The sequence below is a fragment of the Micromonospora sp. ABR4_055 genome, assembly GCF_056160425.1.
The window spans coordinates 1-20573 of record NZ_JBSWXD010000067.1; the positions used below are offsets into that span (position 1 = coordinate 1).

At 71.2% G+C, this 20573-nt stretch carries 17 protein-coding genes; 9 read left to right on the top strand and 8 right to left on the bottom strand.

The features are described from left to right. The 5 genes from ACXAHD_RS16820 to ACXAHD_RS16840 form a co-directional block, all read right to left on the bottom strand. The coding region (locus ACXAHD_RS16820; RefSeq protein WP_475051561.1) for a 2-keto-4-pentenoate hydratase at positions 1-430 on the bottom strand (430 nt) is incomplete at its 3' end. After that, entirely contained in the window at positions 427-1935 is a 1509-nt protein-coding gene (locus ACXAHD_RS16825) for a 2-hydroxymuconic semialdehyde dehydrogenase (RefSeq protein WP_475051563.1), read from the bottom strand. The genes ACXAHD_RS16825 and ACXAHD_RS16820, both read right to left, overlap by 4 nt. After that, the gene (locus ACXAHD_RS16830) at positions 1932-3275 is read right to left on the bottom strand and encodes an FAD-dependent oxidoreductase (protein WP_475051566.1); all 1344 of its coding nucleotides are present in this window, start codon (positions 3273-3275) and stop codon (positions 1932-1934) included. Before ACXAHD_RS16830 ends, ACXAHD_RS16825 begins: the two co-directional genes overlap by 4 nt. Then, positions 3268-4572 carry a kynureninase gene (gene kynU / locus ACXAHD_RS16835; RefSeq protein WP_475051569.1) on the bottom strand — a complete coding sequence of 435 codons (1305 nt, stop codon included), beginning with the start codon at positions 4570-4572 and terminating at the stop codon, positions 3268-3270. Before kynU ends, ACXAHD_RS16830 begins: the two co-directional genes overlap by 8 nt. 11 nt (positions 4573-4583) lie before the next feature. Next, positions 4584-5477, bottom strand: coding sequence for a tryptophan 2,3-dioxygenase (locus ACXAHD_RS16840; RefSeq protein WP_281554354.1), 894 nt, complete (start codon positions 5475-5477; stop codon positions 4584-4586). 143 nt (positions 5478-5620) lie between these two features. On the opposite strand from ACXAHD_RS16840, the gene ACXAHD_RS16845 reads away from it, so the two are divergent. The 8 genes from ACXAHD_RS16845 (at position 5621) to ACXAHD_RS16880 (ending at position 14040) form a co-directional block, all read left to right on the top strand. Continuing rightward, positions 5621-6058, top strand: coding sequence for an Lrp/AsnC family transcriptional regulator (locus tag ACXAHD_RS16845; RefSeq protein WP_123600997.1), 438 nt, complete (start codon positions 5621-5623; stop codon positions 6056-6058). Positions 6059-6104: 46 nt separating this feature from the next. Then, positions 6105-7268, top strand: coding sequence for a MalY/PatB family protein (locus ACXAHD_RS16850; protein WP_475051572.1), 1164 nt, complete (start codon positions 6105-6107; stop codon positions 7266-7268). 87 nt (positions 7269-7355) lie between these two features. Continuing rightward, positions 7356-7718 carry a MerR family transcriptional regulator gene (locus tag ACXAHD_RS16855; protein ID WP_475051574.1) on the top strand — a complete coding sequence of 121 codons (363 nt, stop codon included), beginning with the start codon at positions 7356-7358 and terminating at the stop codon, positions 7716-7718. Then, the gene (locus tag ACXAHD_RS16860) at positions 7715-8602 is read left to right on the top strand and encodes a TIGR03619 family F420-dependent LLM class oxidoreductase (RefSeq protein WP_475051577.1); all 888 of its coding nucleotides are present in this window, start codon (positions 7715-7717) and stop codon (positions 8600-8602) included. The genes ACXAHD_RS16855 and ACXAHD_RS16860 overlap by 4 nt, the downstream gene beginning before the upstream one ends. Before the next feature lie 112 nt (positions 8603-8714). Continuing rightward, positions 8715-9563 (top strand): SGNH/GDSL hydrolase family protein, encoded by an 849-nt coding sequence (locus tag ACXAHD_RS16865; protein ID WP_281554350.1) that lies wholly within the window; start codon positions 8715-8717, stop codon positions 9561-9563. A 109-nt stretch (positions 9564-9672) separates the two neighbouring features. Beyond that, a complete protein-coding gene (locus ACXAHD_RS16870; RefSeq protein WP_281555539.1) occupies positions 9673-12576 on the top strand; it encodes an AfsR/SARP family transcriptional regulator in 2904 nt (967 codons plus the stop codon). A gap of 109 nt (positions 12577-12685) precedes the next feature. Continuing rightward, complete coding sequence (locus ACXAHD_RS16875; protein WP_281554349.1) at positions 12686-13459, top strand: hypothetical protein; 774 nt, start codon at positions 12686-12688, stop codon at positions 13457-13459. Between the two features lie 104 nt (positions 13460-13563). After that, on the top strand, positions 13564-14040 hold the full coding sequence (locus tag ACXAHD_RS16880) for an aspartate/glutamate racemase family protein (RefSeq protein ID WP_281554348.1): 477 nt from the start codon (positions 13564-13566) through the stop codon (positions 14038-14040). Between the two features lie 782 nt (positions 14041-14822). On the opposite strand, the gene ACXAHD_RS16885 is transcribed toward ACXAHD_RS16880, so the two are convergent. Then, complete coding sequence (locus tag ACXAHD_RS16885; RefSeq protein ID WP_475051581.1) at positions 14823-17420, bottom strand: LamG-like jellyroll fold domain-containing protein; 2598 nt, start codon at positions 17418-17420, stop codon at positions 14823-14825. A 298-nt stretch (positions 17421-17718) separates the two neighbouring features. Between ACXAHD_RS16885 and ACXAHD_RS16890 the strand changes: the two genes are divergently transcribed. Continuing rightward, positions 17719-18336, top strand: a complete 618-nt coding sequence (locus tag ACXAHD_RS16890) for a helix-turn-helix domain-containing protein (RefSeq protein WP_233605752.1) — start codon at positions 17719-17721, stop codon at positions 18334-18336. A 77-nt stretch (positions 18337-18413) separates the two neighbouring features. On the opposite strand, the gene ACXAHD_RS16895 is transcribed toward ACXAHD_RS16890, so the two are convergent. Beyond that, positions 18414-19562, bottom strand: coding sequence for an alpha/beta hydrolase fold domain-containing protein (locus ACXAHD_RS16895; RefSeq protein ID WP_475051583.1), 1149 nt, complete (start codon positions 19560-19562; stop codon positions 18414-18416). Then, positions 19559-20569 carry an LLM class flavin-dependent oxidoreductase gene (locus ACXAHD_RS16900; protein WP_475051586.1) on the bottom strand — a complete coding sequence of 337 codons (1011 nt, stop codon included), beginning with the start codon at positions 20567-20569 and terminating at the stop codon, positions 19559-19561. Before ACXAHD_RS16900 ends, ACXAHD_RS16895 begins: the two co-directional genes overlap by 4 nt. Between the last annotated feature and the right edge of the window lie 4 nt (positions 20570-20573).

Consider the following 20573-nt stretch of genomic DNA (forward strand, 5'->3'; position numbering starts at 1 on the left):
TCCGCGAGTCGACGATCTCGACCGCCGGCAGCAGGAAGTCGGTCGCCCGCAGCACGTCGACCACGGTCGCCGGCCCGTCCGGCAGATCCGCGCCGAGCACGAACGCCACCTCCGCCTCCACCCTGGGCTGGATCAACCCGCCCAGGTCGACCTCGTCGCCGTCGGGCACCGCCATGTCGGCGAAGAGCACCCCGAAGTCGGGCTGGTAGACGCCGAACGCGGCCTGCACCGCCGGCGACGTCAGGCCGATCTTCGCGCCGACCCGGCGGCGGCCGACGGCCGACCAGCCGGCGACGGTCGCCCGCTGCACCGCGTACGCGGCGGCGACGTCACCGACCGGCAGCAGCCGGTCGCGCAGCGGCGGGCACGGCACCCCGGTGTCGTACGCCCCGGTCAGCGCCGCGACAGCGGCCTCGATGTCCACAGTCATGAGAAATCCACACAGACGTTTGTCAGTTCGGAGTAGAAGTCGAGCGAGTGCACGCCGCCCTCCCGGCCCACCCCGGAGGCCTTGACCCCGCCGAACGGGGTGCGCAGGTCCCGTAGGAACCAGGTGTTGACCCAGACGATGCCGGCGTCCAGTCGGGCACCGGCCCGGTGCGCCCGCCCCACGTCGCGGGTCCACACCGTCGCCGCGAGGCCGTAGTCGGAGTCGTTGGCCAGCGCGAACGCCTCCTCCTCGGTGTCGAACGGGGCGATGTGACAGACCGGGCCGAACACCTCCTCGCGCACCAGCCGCGCCGAGGAGTCGAGCCCGGTCAACACGGTCGGCTGCACGTACGCGCCACCATCACGGGGGTCACCGAAGGCCGGCACGCCACCACCGGCAAGGATCTGCGCGCCTTCGGCGCGGGCCAGGTCGTAGAAGCCGAGCACCTTGTCCCGGTGGCCGTGGGAGATCAGCGGCATCGTCGAGATCGTCTCGTCGGCGGGCCAACCGTACCGGGCGTCACGGGCAGCGGCCGCCAGCCGGTCGACGAACTCGTCGAACACCGGCCGCTGCACGTACAGCCGCTCGGTGCACAGGCACACCTGGCCGCCGTTGGTGAACGACGACCGCACCGAACCGGCGACGGCGGCGTCCAGGTCGGCGTCGGCGAAGACCAGGCCGGCGTTCTTGCCGCCCAGCTCGAACGAGACCGCCTTCACCCCGTCGGCGGCGGCCCGCATGATCGCCGACCCGGTCGCCGACTCACCCGTGAAGGTGATCGCGTCGACTCCCGGGTGCCGGGTCAGCCACTCCCCCGCCGCGCCCGGCCCGAACCCGTGCACCAGGTTGAACACCCCGTCGGGTACGCCGGCCGCCGCCATCACCTCCGCGAGCAGCGTCGCCGACGCCGGCGTCTCCTCACTCGGCTTCACCACGACAGCGTTGCCGCACGCCAGCGCCGGGGCCACCTTCCAGGTGAGCAGCAGCAGCGGCAGATTCCACGGCACGATCACCGCGACGACACCGACCGGTTTACGTACCGCGTAGTTCAACGCCCGACCACCGGACGGGGTGACCGTGGTGAACGACTCCGTCGGCGCCGTCGCAGCGATCTCCGCGAACGCCCGGAAATTCGCCGCCCCACGCGGAATGTCCAACGTCCGGGCCTGACCGACCGGCTTACCGGTATCCGCCACCTCAGCAGCCACCAGATCATCGAACCGGCGATCCAACTCGTCAGCCACCGCCCGCAACACCGCCGCCCGGTCCCGCTCAGCCATGCCGCCCCACGGCCCGCGCAACGCCGACCGCGCCGCCGCCACCGCCGCGTCGACCGTCGCAGAATCGGCCTCCGCCACCTCGAACACCGTCTCCCCGGACACCGGCGACACCTTCGCAAACCGCTTCCCCGCATCGACGAACCGGCCGTCGACGAAACTACGCAACAGGCCGGGACCGTCGGCGGCCGGCCGGCCGACGTACAGGTCGGGGTGCCACAGGGTCATGAGCGTCCCTTCCGGACGAGCCGGTGGACGGCGGCGCCGAGTGCCCCTACTGACAGCGCCGCCGTCCCGGCCACCGCCGCCGCAAGGAGCTGGTGCTGCCGGCGGACCCGTCGCCTGACCTCGGCGTACGGGATGGTGGTGAAGGAGACCATTTCGTACCGGGACACGTAGCGCCCCGGCAACGCCCGTTCCAGGGCGTGTTCGACCTTGCGGAAGGTCTGGAACGTCGGGGAGGCGACCTTGTCGCGCATCTCGACGAAGTTCGCCAGGGCCATCTGGGCGATCGCTTCGGCGTTGTCCTGGCGGCGGGACTGGTAGAGCGGCAGCGCCGCCGCCCAGTCGCCGCCGGTGTCGTCGAGGCAGCGGTCCAGCTCGACGACGTCCTCGAAGGCGCAGTTGGCGCCCTGGCCGTAGAACGGCACGACCGCGTGGGCGGCGTCGCCGAGTAGCGCCACCCGGCCGCCGACCTGCCACGGGTCGCAGCGCACCGTGCCGAGCAGGCCGACCGGGTTGTGCTGGTAGTCGTCGACCAGGTCCGGTGCCAGCGGCGGCACGTCCGGGTAGTGGGTACGGAAGTGCCGTTCGATCGCCGCTGGGCTGCTCAGCGAGGCGAAACTCGACGTACCGCCGGTCGGCCAGAACAGGGTGCAGGTGAAGGAGCGGTCCGGGTTGGGCAGGGCGATCATCATCGAGGTGCCGCGCGGCCAGATGTGCAGCGCACCGGGGTCGAGTGCGTAGTCGCCGCCGACCGCCGGGATGGTCAGCTCCTTGTAGCCGTAGTCGAGGAAGTCGAGGCTCTCGTCGACCAGGCCGTGGGCGAGCAGTTGGCCGCGTACCGCCGAACCGGCGCCGTCGGCGCCGAGCACGACCTGCGCGTCCGCGCGGACCGTGCCCTGCGGGGTGTCGAAGGTCGCCTCGCCGGTGTCAGGGTCGAGGCCGACGAGCCGGTGGTCGAACACGACGGTGACCCCGGGCGCGGCCTCGGCGGCGTCGAGCAGGGCGTTGTTGAGCGCGCCCCGGCTGATCGAGTTGATCGCCCGCTGCCCGTCGGCGCTGTACGGCTGGAAGTCGAGGTCACCGTCGACCGGGTGGATCATCCGGCCGGGCATCGGCAGCGCGTCGGCGAGCACCTGGTCGGCCAGGCCGATGCGGCGCAACGCGTCCAGGCCGCGTTCGGACAACGCCAGGTTGATCGACCGGCCGCGTTCGGCGGTGCCGCGTCGCGGGTCGGGCCGGCGCTCGTAGAGGGTGACCGGCAGGCCGCGGCGGGCCAGGAAGCAGCCGAGCAGGCTGCCGGCCAGGCCGGCGCCGACCACCGCGACGGGTGCACGTTCAGACATCGTCGCCGCCTTTCGCTGGGAGGGTCGCGGCGAGCGCCCGGGCAGCCCGCCAGCAGTCGTGGTACGTCGAGTACAGCGGCACCGGGGCGAGCCGGACTATGTCCGGTTCGCGGGCGTCGGCGATCACCCCGTGTTCGTGGCGCAGCCGGGCGGTCAGCGCGTGCGCCCCGCCGCCGGTGGCACCCGACCCGCCACCGATGCGCAGCGACAGTTGGCAGCCGCGCCGGGCCGGATCCCGGGGCGTGACGACGCTGATCGGCCGGCCGGGCACGATCTCGTCGAGCAGCTGTTCGAGGTAGCCGGTGAGCCGTTCGCTGCGGTCGCGCAGCGCCGGCATGCCGACCTTGTCGAAGATCTGCAGCGAGGTACGTACCGGACCCATCGCGAAGATCGGCGGGTTGGAGATCTGCCAGGCGTCGACGCTGGCCGGTGGCCGCGACACCGGGGTCATCTCGAACCGGGTGGCCGGCTCGGTGCTCCACCAGCCTTCGAAGCGGGCCAGCGTCGAATCGCCGTGGTGGCGTTCGTGCACGTACGCCCCGGCCAGCGCCCCCGGACCGGAGTTGAGGTACTTGTAGGAGCACCAGGCGGCGAAGTCGACGCCCCAGTCGCGCAGCCGCAGCGGCACGTTGCCGGCGGCGTGCGCCAGGTCCCAGCCGACGATCGCGCCGGCGGCCCGGCCGGCGGTGGTGATCGTCGGGATGTCGAGCAGTTCGCCGGTCAGGTAGTTGACCCCGCCGAGCAGCACCAACGCCACCCGGTCGCCCTCGGTGCGCAGGCAGTCGACGACGTCTTCGGTGCGCAGCGTGTCCTCGCCGGGGCGGGGTCGCAGTCGGACCACCGTACGGTCGGGGTCGAGGCCGTGGAAGGCGGCCTGGCTGCGCACCGCGTAGCTGTCCGACGGGAACGCCGAGTCCTCGATGACGATGCGGGTGCGGTCGCCGGTCGGCCGGTAGAACGACACCATCAGCAGGTGCAGGTTGACCGTCAGCGAGTTCATCACCACGGTCTCGCTGGGCAGGGCGCCGACCAGTCGCGCGGCGGTGTCGGTGAGAAGTTCGTGGTACGGCAGCCACGGCCGGCCGGCTTCGAGGTGGCCTTCGACGCCGAGCCGGGCCCAGTCGTCGAGGTCGTCGAGCAGCTCGGCGCGGGTGGCCTTCGGTTGCAGGCCGAGGGAGTTGCCGGCGAAGTAGGCGACGTCGGGGTGTTCGCCGCCGGTGGCCGGCGGGATGTGGAACAGGTCGCGGTGCCCGGGGTCGGCGGCGTCTCGGCGGCGGGCGTCGTCCTCTGTGAACATGCGGCAGCCTCTCACATGCCGGTCCGGGCGGACCAGATCTCGGGGAACACCACCCGGTTCATGCTGCGTTGCAGCCAGGCCAGCCCGGCGGAGCCGCCGCTGCCGACCTTGGCGCCCATGGTGCGCTGCACCGCCTTGAGATGCTTGTACCGCCAGTCGCCGAACTGTTCGGCGACCTCGGTCAACGCCTCGCCGAGTTGCCGCAGATGGTTGTCCGGGGCGTTGACCCGGTAGACCTCCACCCAGGCGGCCTCGACCGCCGGGTGCGGTTCGTGTTCGGTGGCGACGTCGCGGGTCAGCAGGTCGGTCGGGATGTCGTGGCCGACGCGGGCGAGCAGGGCGATCACGTCGTCCCACAGGCTCGGCGCGTGCAGGGCCTGCTCCAACTCGGCGTACACGTCGGGTTGGCGGCGGAACGGGCGGATCAGCGACGGGGTCCGGATGCCGAGGATGAACTCCAACTGCCGGTACATCGCCGACTGGAAGCCGGAGCCCTCACCGAGCAGGTTGCGGAACCGGTTGAAGTCGGCCGGGGTCATCCAGCGCAGCGTCTGCCAGGAGGCGTTGAGCCCTTCCAGGTGCAGGGCGGCGCGGCGCAGCGGGGCCAGCGCCTCCCACACCTGGTCGGCGCGGATCAGCCGTTGGGCGTCGCGCAGCTCGTGGCGGGTCAGCCCGAAGTACAGCTCCATGATCTGGCTGACCATCAGGAACGACATTTCACCGGGGTCGTCGCTGAGGGTGCGCTGCAGGCTGTGCAGGGTGCTGGCGTGCACGTAGGCGTCGTATGGCACCCGGTCGCCGAACTCCAGGGTCGGCTCGCCAGCGTTGGCGGCGGCGCGGGCGTCGCGTTCGGCGGCGTCCACCGGCCGCACGGCCGGTGGGTTGGCCACGTCGGTGCTGTTCACGTCGGCTGCCCTCCCTTTGCTGTGTCGCCCATGATTGCCGACTTGCGGTCTGCGGCTGAATACCGGATCAACGGCGGTACGCGGCCGCGGCCTGCAGGTCGGTGGCTAGATTTGGGTGGTCGGTTAACGAAGGGAAAGTGTCCGTGGACGAGATGGATTGGGCGCTGCTGCGTGAGTTGCAGGCCGATGCCCGACTTTCCTTCAGCGAGCTGTCCCGCCGGGTGCATCTGTCGCCGCCGGCGGTGGCCGAACGGGTACGCCGGCTGGAGGAGTCCGGGGTGGTCAGCGGCTACCACGCGCACGTCGACCTGACCCGGGCCGGCTGGACGGTGATCGCGCTGATCCGGATGTCCTGCTACGGCTCGCACTGCATCCTGCGCGACCCGCAGGTGCCGACCTGGCCGGAGATCCTGGAGATCCACCGGATCACCGGGGACGCCTGCTCGATGTTGAAGGTGGCGGCGGCGTCGATGGATGCCTTCGAGGACGTGATCGACCGGCTCGCCCCGTACGGTCAGCCGTCCAGCACGATGGTGCTCTCCACCCCGCTGGGCTGGCGTCCGGTCACCGCCGCCGACTGACCTTAAGCTCCCCGAGGTGACCACCGACGAGAAGTTTGGAGTTCTCGTGACGATTGTTCGGCCCTATGGCGACGGGGTGTGGGTGCCGCTGGACCGGGCCCGGCAGCGGACCAGCATCAAATGGCGGCTCTACCCGGCTGACGTGCTGCCGGTGTGGGTGGCGGAGATGGACGTCGACCCGGCCGGGCCGGTCGTCGAGGCGATCGACGCGGCGGTGCGTGCCGGCGATCTCGGGTACGCCACCGGTGCCGGTTACGCCGAGGCGGTCGCCGGGTTCGCGGCCGAACGGTGGGGGTGGGACGGTCTGGACCCGGCGCGCACGGCGATCGTGCCGGACGTGATGCTCGGCGCGGTCGAGATGCTGAAGCTGGTGACCGGGCCGGGCGACACGGTCGTGATCAACCCGCCGGTGTACCCGCCGTTCTACGGGTTCCTGCGCAACCTGGACCGGCCGGTGCGGGAGGCCCCGCTCGGTCCGGACGGCCGGCTGGACCTCGACGCGCTGGCCGAGGCGTTCACCGCCGCCCGCGCGGGTGGCCGCCGGGCGGCGTACCTGCTGTGCAGTCCGCACAACCCGACCGGGACGGTGCACACCGCCGACGAGCTGGCGGCCGTCGCGGAGCTGGCCGGCCGGCACGGCGTATGGGTGGTGGTCGACGAGATCCACGCACCGATGACCGCGTCCGGCGTGCCGTTCGTGCCGTACCTGTCGGTGCCCGGCGCCGACGACGGCCTGACACTGATCTCCGGCTCGAAGGGCTGGAACCTGGCCGGGTTGAAGGCCGCCCTCGCGGTCGCCGGGCCAGCGGCCGCAGCCGACCTGGCCCGGCTGCCGGAGGAGGTCGGCCACGGGGTCAACCATCTCGGGGTGATCGCACACACGGCGGCGTTCCGCGACGGCGGCGACTGGCTGGACACCGTACGATCGGCGGTCGACTCGAACCGGCGGCTGCTGGCCGAACTGCTGGCGGACCGGTTGCCGCAGGTGCGGTACACGCCGGGCGAGGCGACCTTTCTGGCCTGGTTGGACTGCCGGACGTTGGGGCTCGGCGACGACCCGGCGGCGGTGTTCCTCGACCGGGGGCGGGTGGCGCTCAGCGGCGGGCTGGACTTCGGCGCGGGCGGGGTCGGACACGCCCGGTTGAACCTGGCCGCCGCGCCGGAGACGATCACCGAGGCGGTACGCCGGATGGCTGCCGCCCTCGGCTGACCGTCGCCAGGTCCGCCGGCTCGTTGCCCTGACACCGACGTCAACGTTTAGCGTCATGGTGGGTCCGAGGCTGGCCGGGGAGGTCACATGTTGATCGGTGAGCTGGCGCGGCAGGCCGGGACGAGCGCCCGGACGCTGCGCTACTACGAGGCGCAGGGGCTGGTCCGGCCCCGGCGATGCGCCAACGGCTACCGCGACTACGACGATACGGAGCTGCGGGTGGTCGGCGAGATCCGGTCGTTGCTCGCCGTCGGTTTCGATCTGGAGGACATCCGCCCGTTCGTGACCTGCCTGCGGGCCGGAAATCCGTCCGGCGACGTCTGCCCCGACTCGATCTCGGTGCTGCTGCGCAAGCTGGCCGAGGTCGATGCCGGACTGGCACGGTTGGCAGGTGTACGGGAACAGCTGCGGTGCCAGCTCGACCGGGCGCGGGCGGATCGGCGGCGGTGAGGTTCGCGGTCAGTTACAGCACCCCGCTGCACGGCACCGACCCGGACCGGCTCATCGGGTACGCCCAGCACGCCGAGGCATGCGGGTTCGAAGGCTTGTACGTGCCGGAACACGTGGTGCTGTATCCAGGTGCGACGGTCGGGGCGGTCGAGATGCCGCCGTCGCTGCCGTACGCGGACCCGTTGGACCTGCTGGCCTTCGTGGCGGCGGCAACCGACCGGCTGCTGCTCGGCACCGGGGTGCTGCTGCTGCCGTACCACCATCCGGTGGTGCTCGCCAAGCGGCTGGCGACGATCGACGTCCTGTCGAAGGGCCGGATGCGGCTGCTGACCGTCGGACTGGGCGGCCTGCCCGGCGAGGCGACGGCGGTGGGGGTCGACTTCCGTTCCCGTGGCCGACGTGCCGACGAGGCGATCGACGTGCTACGGCTGCTGTGGGGCGGTGATGCCGACGGTGTGTCGTTCCACGGCGAGTTCTTCGACTTCGAGCGAGTGTGCAGCTTTCCGAAGCCGCACGGTGCCACCGCGTTGCCGATTCATGTGGGTGGTTCGAGCCGGGCGGCGGCCCGGCGGGTCGGGCTACGTGGCGACGGCTACTTCCCCGGCGGGCTGTTGACCCCGGACGAGCGGGCGGCACAGTGGGAGTTGGCGAGGTCCGTCGCGGCGGAGGCCGGCCGTGACCCTGACGCGCTGGAGTACACCCGGTGGGGGTCGACTGAGCTTTCGGCGCAACGGGTCGAGGCGTACGCGGCGCAGGGGGTGACCCGGATCGTGGTCGGCAGCGGCGCCGACACCCTGGCCGAGCAGCGGGACGACCTGTCCGGCTTCGCCGACCGGTTCGGTCTACGACCAACCACGGGTGATCAGCAACTCAGTCGACAGTAGGGTTTCCGACGCTTCGATTGATTGCCGGCTATCGGCGGCGCATGCTCACTTCCACTTTGGAGACGACGGCCACCCCGGCCGGAGCGTCTCCACCATCGAAGGAGGCGCCACCATGCTGAGCCGTGCCCGAAAGCTCCGTCCCGCCCTCGCGTTGCCCGTCGCGGCGACGCTGCTGATCACCATCGCCGCCGTGCCCGCCGCCGCCAACGCCGCCGGCACGACCGGCGACACATCCGCCGCAGACGACCGGCAGTACGTCGCGCTGGGCGACTCGTACTCGTCCGGGGTGGGCGCCCCGCCGTACACCGACGGCGACTGCAAGCAGAGCGCCCACTCGTACGCCGCCCAGTTCGCCCGGAACAACCCGCGCCTGTCGTTCGGCTTCTCGGCCTGCAGCGGCGCCACCACCGACGACGTGATCGCGCACCAGCTCGGCTTCCTCGGGCCGGACACGACGCTGGTGACCATCACCGTCGGCGGCGACAACCTCGGCTTCACCTCCACGTTGGAGACATGCATCGAAGCGCTGCTCGACATCACCTGCAAGGACGCCATCGACAAGGCCCTCGCGTACATCGCGACGACGTTGCCGGGCAAGCTGAAGCAGGTGTACGGAGACGTCCTCGCCGCCGCCCCGAACGCCAAGCTGATCGTCCTCGGCTACCCGCAGCTGTTGGCCCCGACGTTCTGCTTCGAAGCACCGCTGGACGCGAACCGACGGGGGTGGATCAACCACGCGGCGGTGAAGCTCAACGAGGCCATCGGGAACACGGCGAAGACGTACGGCGCGTTCGCCCCGGTCGACGCCCTGTTCGACAAGCACCGGGTCTGCGACGACGACCCATGGCTCAACGGCATCACCGCCATCGACGACGCGTTCCACCCGAACCTCGCCGGCTACACCGACGGCTACCTCAAGGCGCTCGACGCCGTCTTCCATCCGGTCACCGCAACCCACTGACGACGACTGACCAGCACCTATACTCCGCTCGGTCGATCTGCGGGGAACGTCGATCACGGTCCGACGCCGGGCGGTGGCGCAGCGGTCACGAGGTGAAGTCTTCTTGCAGGTGCAGGTGCTGGGCCCGGTACGGGTGTGGCGCGAGCAGCAGGCACTCGACCCCGGGCCGACCGCCCGGCGGGCGGTGCTCGGTCTGCTCGCGCTCGACGGCGGACAGCCGCTGCCCCGCTCGGAGCTGGTCGACGCGCTCTGGCCGGACCAACCGCCACCGGCGACGTCGACCAACGTCATTCAGACGCACGTCAAACATCTGCGTCGGTTGTTCGAACCGGACCGCCCGTCCCGGGCCCCGAGTCTGCTCCTGCCGCAGATCGGTGACGGATACCTGCTGCGGGCCTCGGCCGTCACGGTCGACCTGCTGCGGTTCCGGCACCTGGTCGCCACCGCGCGGCCCGGTGCAGCCGGGCTGGAGCGCGACGCCGAACTACTCGGCGAGGCGCTCCAGCTGTGGCAGGGACCTCCGCTGGTGGACGTGCCCACGCTGGCCGGCCACCCGAAGGTGGTGGCCCTCGACGGTGAACTGCAGGCCGCGTTGACCCGGTACGGCGACCTGATGATCGCCTGTGGCCGGGCAAGCGCCGCACTGCCCTGGCTGGCGCAGGCCGCTGCCGCGAAGCCGCTCGACGAGGCCCGCCAGGCGCAGCTGATCCGCGCGTACCGGGCCAGTGGGCAGCGGGCCGAGGCGTTCACCGTCTTCCACGACACCCGGGACCGGCTCGCCGACGAACTCGGTGTCGATCCCGGTCCCGAGCTGGTCGCCGCGTACACCGATCTACTGCGGGCCGACCCGCCGGCCGGGGCGCGTACCGCCAGCGAGCAGGTCTGGCCGCGCCGGGGCCGGCGCCTGGACGCGATCGCGCCGGTGCCGGCGCAGTTGCCGGCCGACGTCGCCGGGTTCACCGGCCGCGCCGCCGAGCTCGGCTGGCTCGACCGGGCGATGGGGGCCGCCGGACGCGGCGACGCCGATCCGGGCGCGGTGATCTGTGTGCTGTCCGGCAGCGCAGGGGTGGGCAAGACCGCGCTGGCGGTGTGGTGGGCGCGCCGGGCCCGCGACCGGTTCCCGGACGGGCAGCTCTACATCGACCTGCGCGGGTACGACCCGGAGCAGCCGGTCGAGCCGGGTGCAGCGCTGGCCCGGTTCCTGCGGGCGCTCGGCGTGGCGGACGCCGATATGGCGTTGGACGTCGACGAACGCGCCGCCCACTACCGCAGCCTGATGGACGGCCGCCGGATGCTGGTGGTGCTCGACAACGCGGCGTCGGTCGAGCAGGTACGACCGCTGCTGCCCGGTGCCGCCTCCTGCCCGGTGCTGGTGACCAGCCGGGATCCGTTGGCCGGGCTGGTCGCCCGGGAGGGAGGGCTCGGCCTCCTGCCGATCGACGACGCGGTGGCGCTGCTGCGGCGGCTGGTCGGCGACCGGGTCGACGCCGAACTGCAGGCCGCGGTGACGCTGGCAACGCAGTGCGCCCAGCTGCCGTTGGCGTTGCGGGTCGCCGCCGAGCTGGCGACCGCCCGCGCCGAGCTGAGCCTGACCCGGCTGGTCGACGGGCTCACCGACCGGCGGCGACGGCTCGACATGTTGGACGCCGGCGGCGACCGGCGCACCGGCGTACGGGCGATCCTGTCCTGGTCGTACCAGTATCTGCCGGCCGAGGCGGCGCGCGCGTTCCGGCTGCTCGGGCTGCATCCCGGGGCGGACGTCGACGCGGCGGCGGTGGCCGCGCTGGCCGGGACGGATCCGGTGACGGCGGATCGGCTGGTCAACCGGCTGTGCCGGGCGCACCTGGTGGAGCCGGCCGGGCCGGACCGGTACGGCATGCACGACCTGCTCCGGGCGTACGCGGCGGAGCTTGCCGCCGACGTTGACCCGCCGGAGGTCCGCGACGCTGCCGTGACCCGGTTGTTCGACTACTACCTGCATACCGCCGCCACGGCGATGGACGCGGTGCGCCCGGCCGAACGTCACCTGCGGCCGACGGTGCCGCCGACCGGTCCGGACGGTGACCTGGCCGTCGCGCAGGCCGAGCCGCCGACCGGGTTCGCAAGCGGTGACCCGGGGGTCGCGCGGGTCTGGTTGGAGGTGGAGCGGGCCAACCTGATGGCGGTCACCGCGTACGGTGCGCGGCACGGCCCGGCCCGGCACGCCGTACGGCTGACCGCGCTGCTCTACCGGCATCTGGAATGCGGCGGCCACTATCCGGACGCGATCACCATGCAGGGTCACGGGATCGCTGCCGCCCGCGCGGCAGCTGACCTGGCCGGTGAGGCGAACCTGCTGACCAACCTGGCCGTCGTGCACGACCATCAGAGGCGCCGCCAGCAGGCGGTGGCGCACCTCCGGCAGGCGTTGGCGCTCTACCGCGACGTCGACGAGCCGGCCGGTGAGGCACGGACCCTGGGCAACCTCGGTGTGGTGCTGGGTGAGCTGGGCGACCGGCGTGCGGCGATCTGTTACATCGGCCGGGCGCTGGCACTGCTACGTACGCTCGGCGAGCATCACGGGGTGGTCTGGGCGCTCGGCAGCCTGGGTCAGCTGTTCACGGTCGAGGGCCGGCTCGGCGACGCCGCCGGGCAGCTGCGGGAAGGGCTGGTGTTGTGCCGCCGCACCGGCGACCGGGTCGGCGAGGCGATGCTGCTGAACTACGCCGGTCAGCTGCACAACCGCCGTGGTGCCGACCGTGCTGCGGCCCGCTGCCATGCCCTGGCCCGGTCGATCGCCGCCGGTACCGGGTCGCGTGGCGTCGAGGCGCTGGCGTTCGACGGGCTCGGCGCTGCGGCGCACGCGGCCGGGCAGCGGGCGCAGGCGCACGGCTACTGGCGTCGCGCGCTGGCGATCTTCACCGAGCTGGGTGCGCCGGAGGCGGCGACGATCAGCGCCCGGTTGTCGGCGGAGCCGCCGCGATCGTCCGCCGCGATCCGTGATCATGCGCCGCGCTTCGGTCGTGTGCCGTGATCCAGTCGTGGTCCAACCGTGGTCCAGCCGATCTCGCCAGACTGGCCGCGCTCCGCTGACCTGCGGGGTCACCGCTGGCCACCCTGGCCGCCAGTCGAAGGAGATCCTGTTGAAACAGATGCGCTACCGCCGTTGGTTGGCCGCGGCCGCCGCGGTCGTGGTCACCGTGCCGCTGGGTGCCCGACCGGCGCAGGCGTTCGACATCTCGTCGGTCATCGCCGCCGCCAAGAGCGCCTACGAGCTGTACAAGGAGTACAAGCAGGGGGCGTCGCTCGACCAGTCCACCACCAAGATCATCAACACCATCAACGGCGCCAAGGTGGAGATCCTCGCCCAGATCGACCGGATCGCCACCGCACAGGCCAAGGCCTGCGCGCGCAGCGCCATCATCGACTTCGACGACATCAAGACCTTCACCCAGGACAACCTTCAGGTGTACGCCCGGGACACCACCGCCTGCATCACCCTGATCGACAGTCTGCTCGAAGTCGTCACCGACGAAGCCTCCGCCGACCAGCTCGGCTTCACCCTCAACACGGTCGGCCCGCTGGCCCTGACCGCCCGGGCGCACGCCAGGTTGAGCACCAGAGGCCTGCTCGACCTGACGATCGGCGGCAACAACACGGTGCTGTCCGCTCTCGCCCCGAACTGCACCACCAACCTGCTCGGGCTCACCGGCATCCCGCAGTCCGGCAAGATCTACCGGTGGGAGACCCGGTGCGTGGCCTACAACAACGTCGTCGCGGTCACGACCAAGAAGATGTACTACCCGCCGACCAGCAACCCGTGGGACATCCCCGGGACCACCGCCACCGCGATGCGCAACACCAGTCATGCCGAGGCGCGGGCCGTGCTGCCGATCCTGATGTCGACGCCGAGCTGACCGGCTGAGCGTCGACCGCAGTCGATCACATCGATCCGGGCGTTCCGGGCCGGCGTCACCGCCGGTGCGGAACGCCCGACCACGCGGGCGGCGACCAAGGCTGTGTGTTACCCGTTTTCGCAGCTCAGCACGGGTGCGGATCTGGTAGCGACCGGCAGGCAGCGCAGCAGGCGGTCGGTCCGGGCACCGAGATCGTGATCCGCAACCTGCAGGTGGTGCTGCCGAGCGCGTACATCGCCGCCGACGACCTGCTCTACAGCCCGCTGCTCGGCGCGGTGCGCGCCGGTGCCGACGACGGACTCGACGCAATCGCCGTCGCCTGTGCCTCCGACCCAGCGGCACGCGAGGCCAAAGCGCTGGTTGACGTTCCGGTGACCGGGCCTCCCACCACAAGACCAACAACAGTCACCGGCATCGACATCCCCACACCCTACCGCAGGGCGAAAAGTCCACATTCTACCGAGCGTAGACTCCCCCTATGCCTCGGCGCCACGGAAACCGTGATCGCGAGCTGGGCACTTCCCAGGATGGTGAAAGTTTATGATCAGGGTACTGGAAGAGAATGTACCCATCGGCAATAATTGGCGCATGACCTCCCAAGAGATGCGAGTCGCACTTTACCTCCTCTTAGCGTTGATCTTCAACGGGATTACCATCATGGCTTTCGCACTAGAAGCCGACTGGGGGGCAGCGACACTACCTTTGACGGGAGCCATCTTCGCAGCACTTTTTGGATACACCATGCAACGGAAAGTAGGTGAGAGACAACGAGACGCCTAGCAGAAATGTACACCGTAAAAATTCGGGCTCAGATCTCGCAGAGCGTCTCGGTATCGAGGATCCCGAAGTCCATCAAGATAGTACATATCGATCGCATACTCGAACATGGGCCCATGTTCGATAAGCGCCTCCAAGAATCCGGCCAGTCGATCACGCTCAGTAGTCAGATCGAGATCGAGCAACACTCGCTGCGTCCAGGGCAGTGCCACTTGGATCATCAGATCGAAGTCACTGACTCTATCGAGTGGCTCCAGCACAGGAAGTGACGAGTGGAGGTGCCGGCAAGCCAACTCCACTAGACTGGGACGACAGAATGGCATCGCAAGCCAGAGAAGGTCACCGAGGGCCCCAAAGCTCCACGGCATCGGGATTTGCGGGTCAGTACCCAAAGATGGAACGGCGATCCACTCCACATAATCACGCTCAGGCGCGCCGTCGGCCACTCAAGCCACCCCTCGACGTCGGCTGCCACACGAGGACAGTCGACCAACAAACGGTAGACTTGAGTGACCATTGGATCCAACAGTCACCCGTCTGCCACCAGTGGCTACGACCACCGCTGGTCCTGGCCCGACCACGACAGTCAGACACCCGGTATGAAGGCCACCGTACGGTCGTCGACGAGCACCGGCGCGCCGGACGAGTACTCCAGGCCGCCAGTGCCGGTGGCGTTCTCGACGCCGATGGTGGCACCGGCACCGCGCTCACCCGGGCTGGCCGGGTCGATCCCGGTGTAGTTGACCTGGATGACGCCCAGCTCACCGAGCACGACCTGGAACGTCATCCGCTCGTCGGGGTCGGCGGCGCGGCGTACGTCCCGCCATTCGACGACGAACTCGCGGAACGGCGCGAAGCCCCGCGTCGCCGTCACCACGCTGGCCTGCCCGTCAACGATCAGATCGTCCCAGAACGCGGCGACCATCGCATCAGGTCCGCCGACGGTGGGGATGCCGGCCGGCGTCGGGTGCGAGCCGCCTGGGTCGGTGAAGGTCAGGATGCCGTTGGTGTCCACCCAGGCCGAGTTGTAGGTCTGGCCGTAGAAGGTGACCGGGAACGGCAGGGCGGTCTCGGTGACCTCGTCGTTCCCAGCGAGCGCGAGCGCCGTACCGGACACCGGCGTGAACGGCTGGGTCAGTTCCTGGCAGAGGCTCCCGTCCGGGCTGGCCACCGGGGACAGGAACAGCACGACGTCGGCGATATCGGGGACGGTGATCTCCGTGCTGGCGGCGGTTCCACAGTCTCCACCGCCGGAGCTCGCGGTCACGGAATACTGCCCCGGGTCGACGTCCGCGAAGCTGAAACCGCCGTCGGCGCCGGTGGAGGTCTGCCGACCGCCCGGCTCCAGGGTGACCGTTACGCCGGCACCGACCGGCATGAAGTCCGTTCCGTACACGGTGCCGGTGACCGTCACGGGTGCGGGCAGCACCTGCAGGGTCACGCTCGTGAGCGGGCTGGTGAGGCCTTCGGCGGTCCGGCTGCCGACGAATACCGGCACGTCACCGAGTGCCGTCGGGGTGACGGACACGGTGACCGAGCCTCCGGGCACGTCCGGCACGGCGTTCTGGTTCAGAATGGCCGAGCCGACGCTGTAGCGGAACTGGGTCACGTTGGTGTCGCCGCCAGCGTCGAAGGTCACCGGGACGGAGGTGCCCAGATCGACACTGGCTCCGTCGGGCAGACTGACCTGGGGCGCGAACGGGCGGGCCTGCTCGCCGATCTCCGATGTGGAGAGCGCTCGCTGGTAGACGCGGACGTCGTCGAGCTGGCCGAAGAACTGGTCGGTGGCCGCGCCGGCCCGGAGCGCCTGCCCGATGGTGACCGGCCCGGTGGCGGCGACGCTGCCGGCGAGAGTGGCGGTCGCGTTCTGCCGAACGCCGTTGACGTGCAGCTGCATCGCGCCGGAGGGCTTGTGGTAGGTCGCCGCGAGGTGCGTCCACCGGCCGGGGACAGCGGCGGTGTCGGAGTCCACGCTGATCAGCGTGGCGGCGGCGGAGTCGCCGTCGGCCATCGTGAAGCGCCACCGATCGGCGGTCGCGTCATAGCCGATGGCGGCGACCGAGGTGGTGCTGCCGTCGACCGTAACGACGGTCTGTGCGGTGCCGGCCGCATCGAGTTTGGCCCACGCCGACAAGGTGAAGGTCAGGTCGGTACGCAGGGTGAGCGCGGCTGCGGTCGTCGGGTGCGGCCAGCTGACCGGTCCGGTGGTGGCCGCGTGGTCGCCGGCTGCGGTCAGTGAAAGGGCGGGACTGTTCCGGCCTGGCGCGGTGGTGGCTCCGACGACGGTGAGGTCGTTGCCGTTGCCGGTGCCGTCGTCGCCGACGGCACCGCCGTCGCCGACGGCACCGCCGTCGTCGAAGTCCCAGTGCGCGGCCGGCGCGTTGCCGCTGGCGACCCAGAACTCATACTCCACCACGGTGGAAACCAGCCCTGCCTGGTCCTTCGACCAGACCCGCAAGGTGTTGAAGCCGTCTCTGCTCGGCTGGAGCTCGAGCGTGGCAGAGCCGTCGGCGGCGGCCGGCACCACCGGCGCGGAGCCGGGGCCGATGCCGCTGTCGAGGGTGTAGGCGTAGCCGACGATGCCGGTGGCGTCGGCCGGCGGGCTGATCGTGAAGATTCCCGGGATACCGACCCCGCCGACCGGCGGCTGGTTGGGTGTCATCGGCGGATAGTCGGCCGAGGTGACCGCCGACGGTGGCTGTGGTGCGACGACGTCCACGGTGAACCGGCACGGCTTCGACCAGCCCCCGGCCGACGTGCCGTCGGTGGTGCGGGCGCGGAGCAGGTAGGACGCACCGTGCTCCAGCGCCGCTGCCGTCGGCACCGTAGCGGAGGCGAAGGACGGATTGCCGGTGCTCTGCTGCACCTGCTGCATGGTGTGTGGGGGCTGACCGACCCGCCGCCAGGAGAACGTGGTGGTGAGCGACTGCTGACCAGCGTCCGCGTCGCTGGCGCGGGCGGCGAACGTCGGTGTCGTCGTGAGCGTCCAGACTCTGCCGGCGCCCGGCTCGCAGGCGCGGCCGTGCACGGTGAGCTGTGTCGGGCGGTCTGGTGCCTGGTTGGCTGCGGCGACCGCTGGTGCGGCCGGCACCAGGGTGACCACCAGCAGGGTCGCCACGCCAGCAGCGAGGCGAGGCGGCCAACCCGACAGTCCCTTGAGTACCCGGTCTGCGTCGAACGTCAACTGGCGCCTGCTGTACGGCACGTCCACCCCCGCGATGTGTAAATGTGACTGCTGGAGCAGCCTAGCCACCGGACACCAGCTTCCGTCAATCCCGTTCTCCACAGGATTTCACGTCAAGGAAGACGATCGACACGCTGTGTAGTCAAGCTCGCGGTCGGCGGGTGTGCGCTCGTCAGGGTGCGCATTAGCCGTCTACGACGTCCGGTCGGGGTTCCGGTTGGGGCAGTTAGTTCGATACCATCGAACAAGAATCGGCGCGGCCCGGCGGGCGGTCCGCGCGGGGGTCTCAGGAGGTCCGGTGCGCAGGTCTGATCGCGTCGTCGCCGACGGCGACGCACGCCAGGATCTGGTCGGCGCCCGGATGCGCCAGTTCCGCAAGGAGCAGGGGCTGACCCTGCGCGGTCTGGCCAGCCGCGCCAACCTGTCGATCGGGTTCCTGTCCCAGGTCGAGCGGGGTGTCTCGTCGATCGGGCTGACCGCGCTCAACAGCGTCGCCGCCGCCCTGGACCGGCCGGTCGCCGAGTTCTTCAGCGCGGAGCCGACCGAAACCGCCGAGGACCCGCAGGGCAGCCTGCCGGTGCACTTCACCCTCACCCGGGCCGACAACGGTGCCACCGAGTACGTCTCCGGTCAGCAGACCTACCGGATGCTCTCCGACCGTGGCCCCAACCTGGTGCTGGAGCCGATGCTGGTGCACATCGCGCCGGGCGGGCGCCGCGAGGAGGCGTACGGGCACTTCGGCGAGGAGTTCGCCTACGTGGTCAGCGGCGAGTTGCTGTACGAGGTCGACGGGGTGGAGCACCGGCTCTACCCGGGCGACAGCCTGCACCTGCGGTCCAGCACCCCGCACCGGCTGTACAACGACACCGACCAGGTGACCACCGTGGTGTCGGTGGTCACCCCGCGGCTGTTCTGACCGCCGCACTGCCCACTAGTGGGCAACATGTTCACTGACACGTAATAATTTCGGGCCGGCTGACCGGATCCGGCCCGTCACCGGCCCAGGACCCGGTCCACCTGCGTCATCGTCGCCTGCCAGATCGGCGCGGCCGGGTCGATCACCGAGAAGTGGTCGCCCGGCTGCTCCAGCCAGCCCGGGTCCTCCCCGGCTGCCCGCGCCGCCGCCACGTACCGGCGGTTGAAGTCGATCAGGTCGAGGTCGTCACCGGCACCCTGGACGATCAGCTGCGGCACCCCGATCGGCAGCCGGGCCATCGGATCCGAGGCGGCGTACACCTGCGGCACAATGTCGTGGCCACCGCCGAGCGCGGCGGCGACCGCGCCGGTGCCGACCTGGCGTCGGTCCCCTTCCGCCAGGTCCAGCACCCCCGCCAGGGAGACCGCCAACGCCACCGGCACCGGGCCGCCGTCGGCGGCCAGCCGCACCGCCAACTGCCCGCCGGCGGAGTGGCCGAACACCGCGACCCGGTCCAGGTCCAGCAGACCGTCCGGCACCGCGCCACCGGTCAGCTCCGGCAGGTTGGCCAGCACCGCCAGCCCGGTCGCCACGTCGGCGGTGGTCGCCGGCCAGCCGTGCCGGTCCGGCCGGCGGTACTCCAGGTTCCACGCCGCGTAGCCCCGGTCGGCCAGGTCGACGGCGAGCGCGTCCATCAGATCCGCCGCCCAGATCGATCGCCAGAAGCCGCCGTGCAGCAGCACCGCCACCGGCAACGGCCCGGCGGACACGTCAGGCGCATCGGCCGGTAGCCGCAGCTCGCCCCACTGCTCCGGGTCCGGCCCGTACGCGACCCGCCGCGCCGGGCGGCGCAGCCGGTGCACGGCATGCCGGATCGCCCAGGCCAGCCCCCACACACCCCGGCCGGACAGGTGGACCGAGCCAGGACCGGGCGGCTGCGGGTCGGTCACCTGCGGGTCGTAGTGGACGGTGCGTCCTGCCCAGCGGCCGTCGGCGGTCAGCAGCGCCCGTACCGCCGGGTCCGGGCCGGGCAGCAGCACCACCGCGCGCCCGCCGACGCTGCCGACCCCGTCGAGCAGGCCGCGGACCTCGTCGGCGTCGGCGGCGACCACGAAGTCACCGACCACGCCGAGGCCGGCTGCTTCGGCGACGACCAGGCCCCGCAGCAGCTCCGGGTCGACGGTCAGTCCCGGGCCGGCGACGACGAGTACACCGTCGACTGTCATCGGCAAGCCTCCCTACGTAGCAGCGGCAGCACCTCGGTGCCGAGCAGCTCGACGCCACGGTCGTCGGTCAGCCCGTGCGGAGTGCCGAACTCGACCCGGCGTACCCCCGCGTCGATCAGCGCCTGCGCCTGGGCGGCGACCTGCTCCGGGGTGCCGGAGAAGGCGAACCGGTCCAGCAGGTCGTCGGGCACCAGCCGGCCGGCGTCGACGTCGCGGCCGGCTGCCACCAGCGACTTGACCTGCGCCAGCAGGTCGTCCGGCACGGTCACCGTCGGGTCCAGATCGGCGACCACCGCCAGGTACATCGCCACCTCGGTGCGGGCCTTCGCCCGCGCCGCCGCACCGTCGGTGTCCACCACGGTCACCGCGCCGAACACGATGCCGATGTCGTCAACGGAGCGGCCGGCGGCGTCGGCGCCGGGACGCAGCCGGTCGCGGATCACCGGCACCATGTCCGGGTTGGCGCTGCCGCCGACCTTGATCTCGTCGGCGATCCGGCCGGCGAGCGCGGCACCGCGTGGCCCCCACACGCCGAGCAGCAGCGGCGGATCGGGGCGGTGTACCGCGTACCGCAGGGCGGTCTCCGGGGCCAGCCGGAACACCCTGCCGTCGAAACCGGCGGTGTCGCCGCGCAGCAACCGGCGGATCACCTCGGCGGCCTCGGCGAGCACGGTCAACGGACGCGGCTGCTCGATGCCGACCGCGCCCAGCCAGGTGCCACGGGCCAGCCCCAGGTAGGCCCGCCCGTGCGAGGCCAGGTCGAGGGCGGCGAGCTCGCCGGCGATCTCGTACGGCGCCATCGAGTACGGGTTGAGGCAGGCGGTGCCGAGCCGGACCCGTCCGGTGGCGGCGGCCATCTCCAGCAGCGGGAAGATCGGCGGCTGGTACATCAGGTCACCGAAGACGCTCAGCACGTCGAAGCCGTACGCCTCGGCGGCGCGGGCCAGCCGGGCGTAGTCGCCGGCGCGTTTGTCGCTCTGCAGGCCGAGTCCGATTTCCACAGCCACGCGA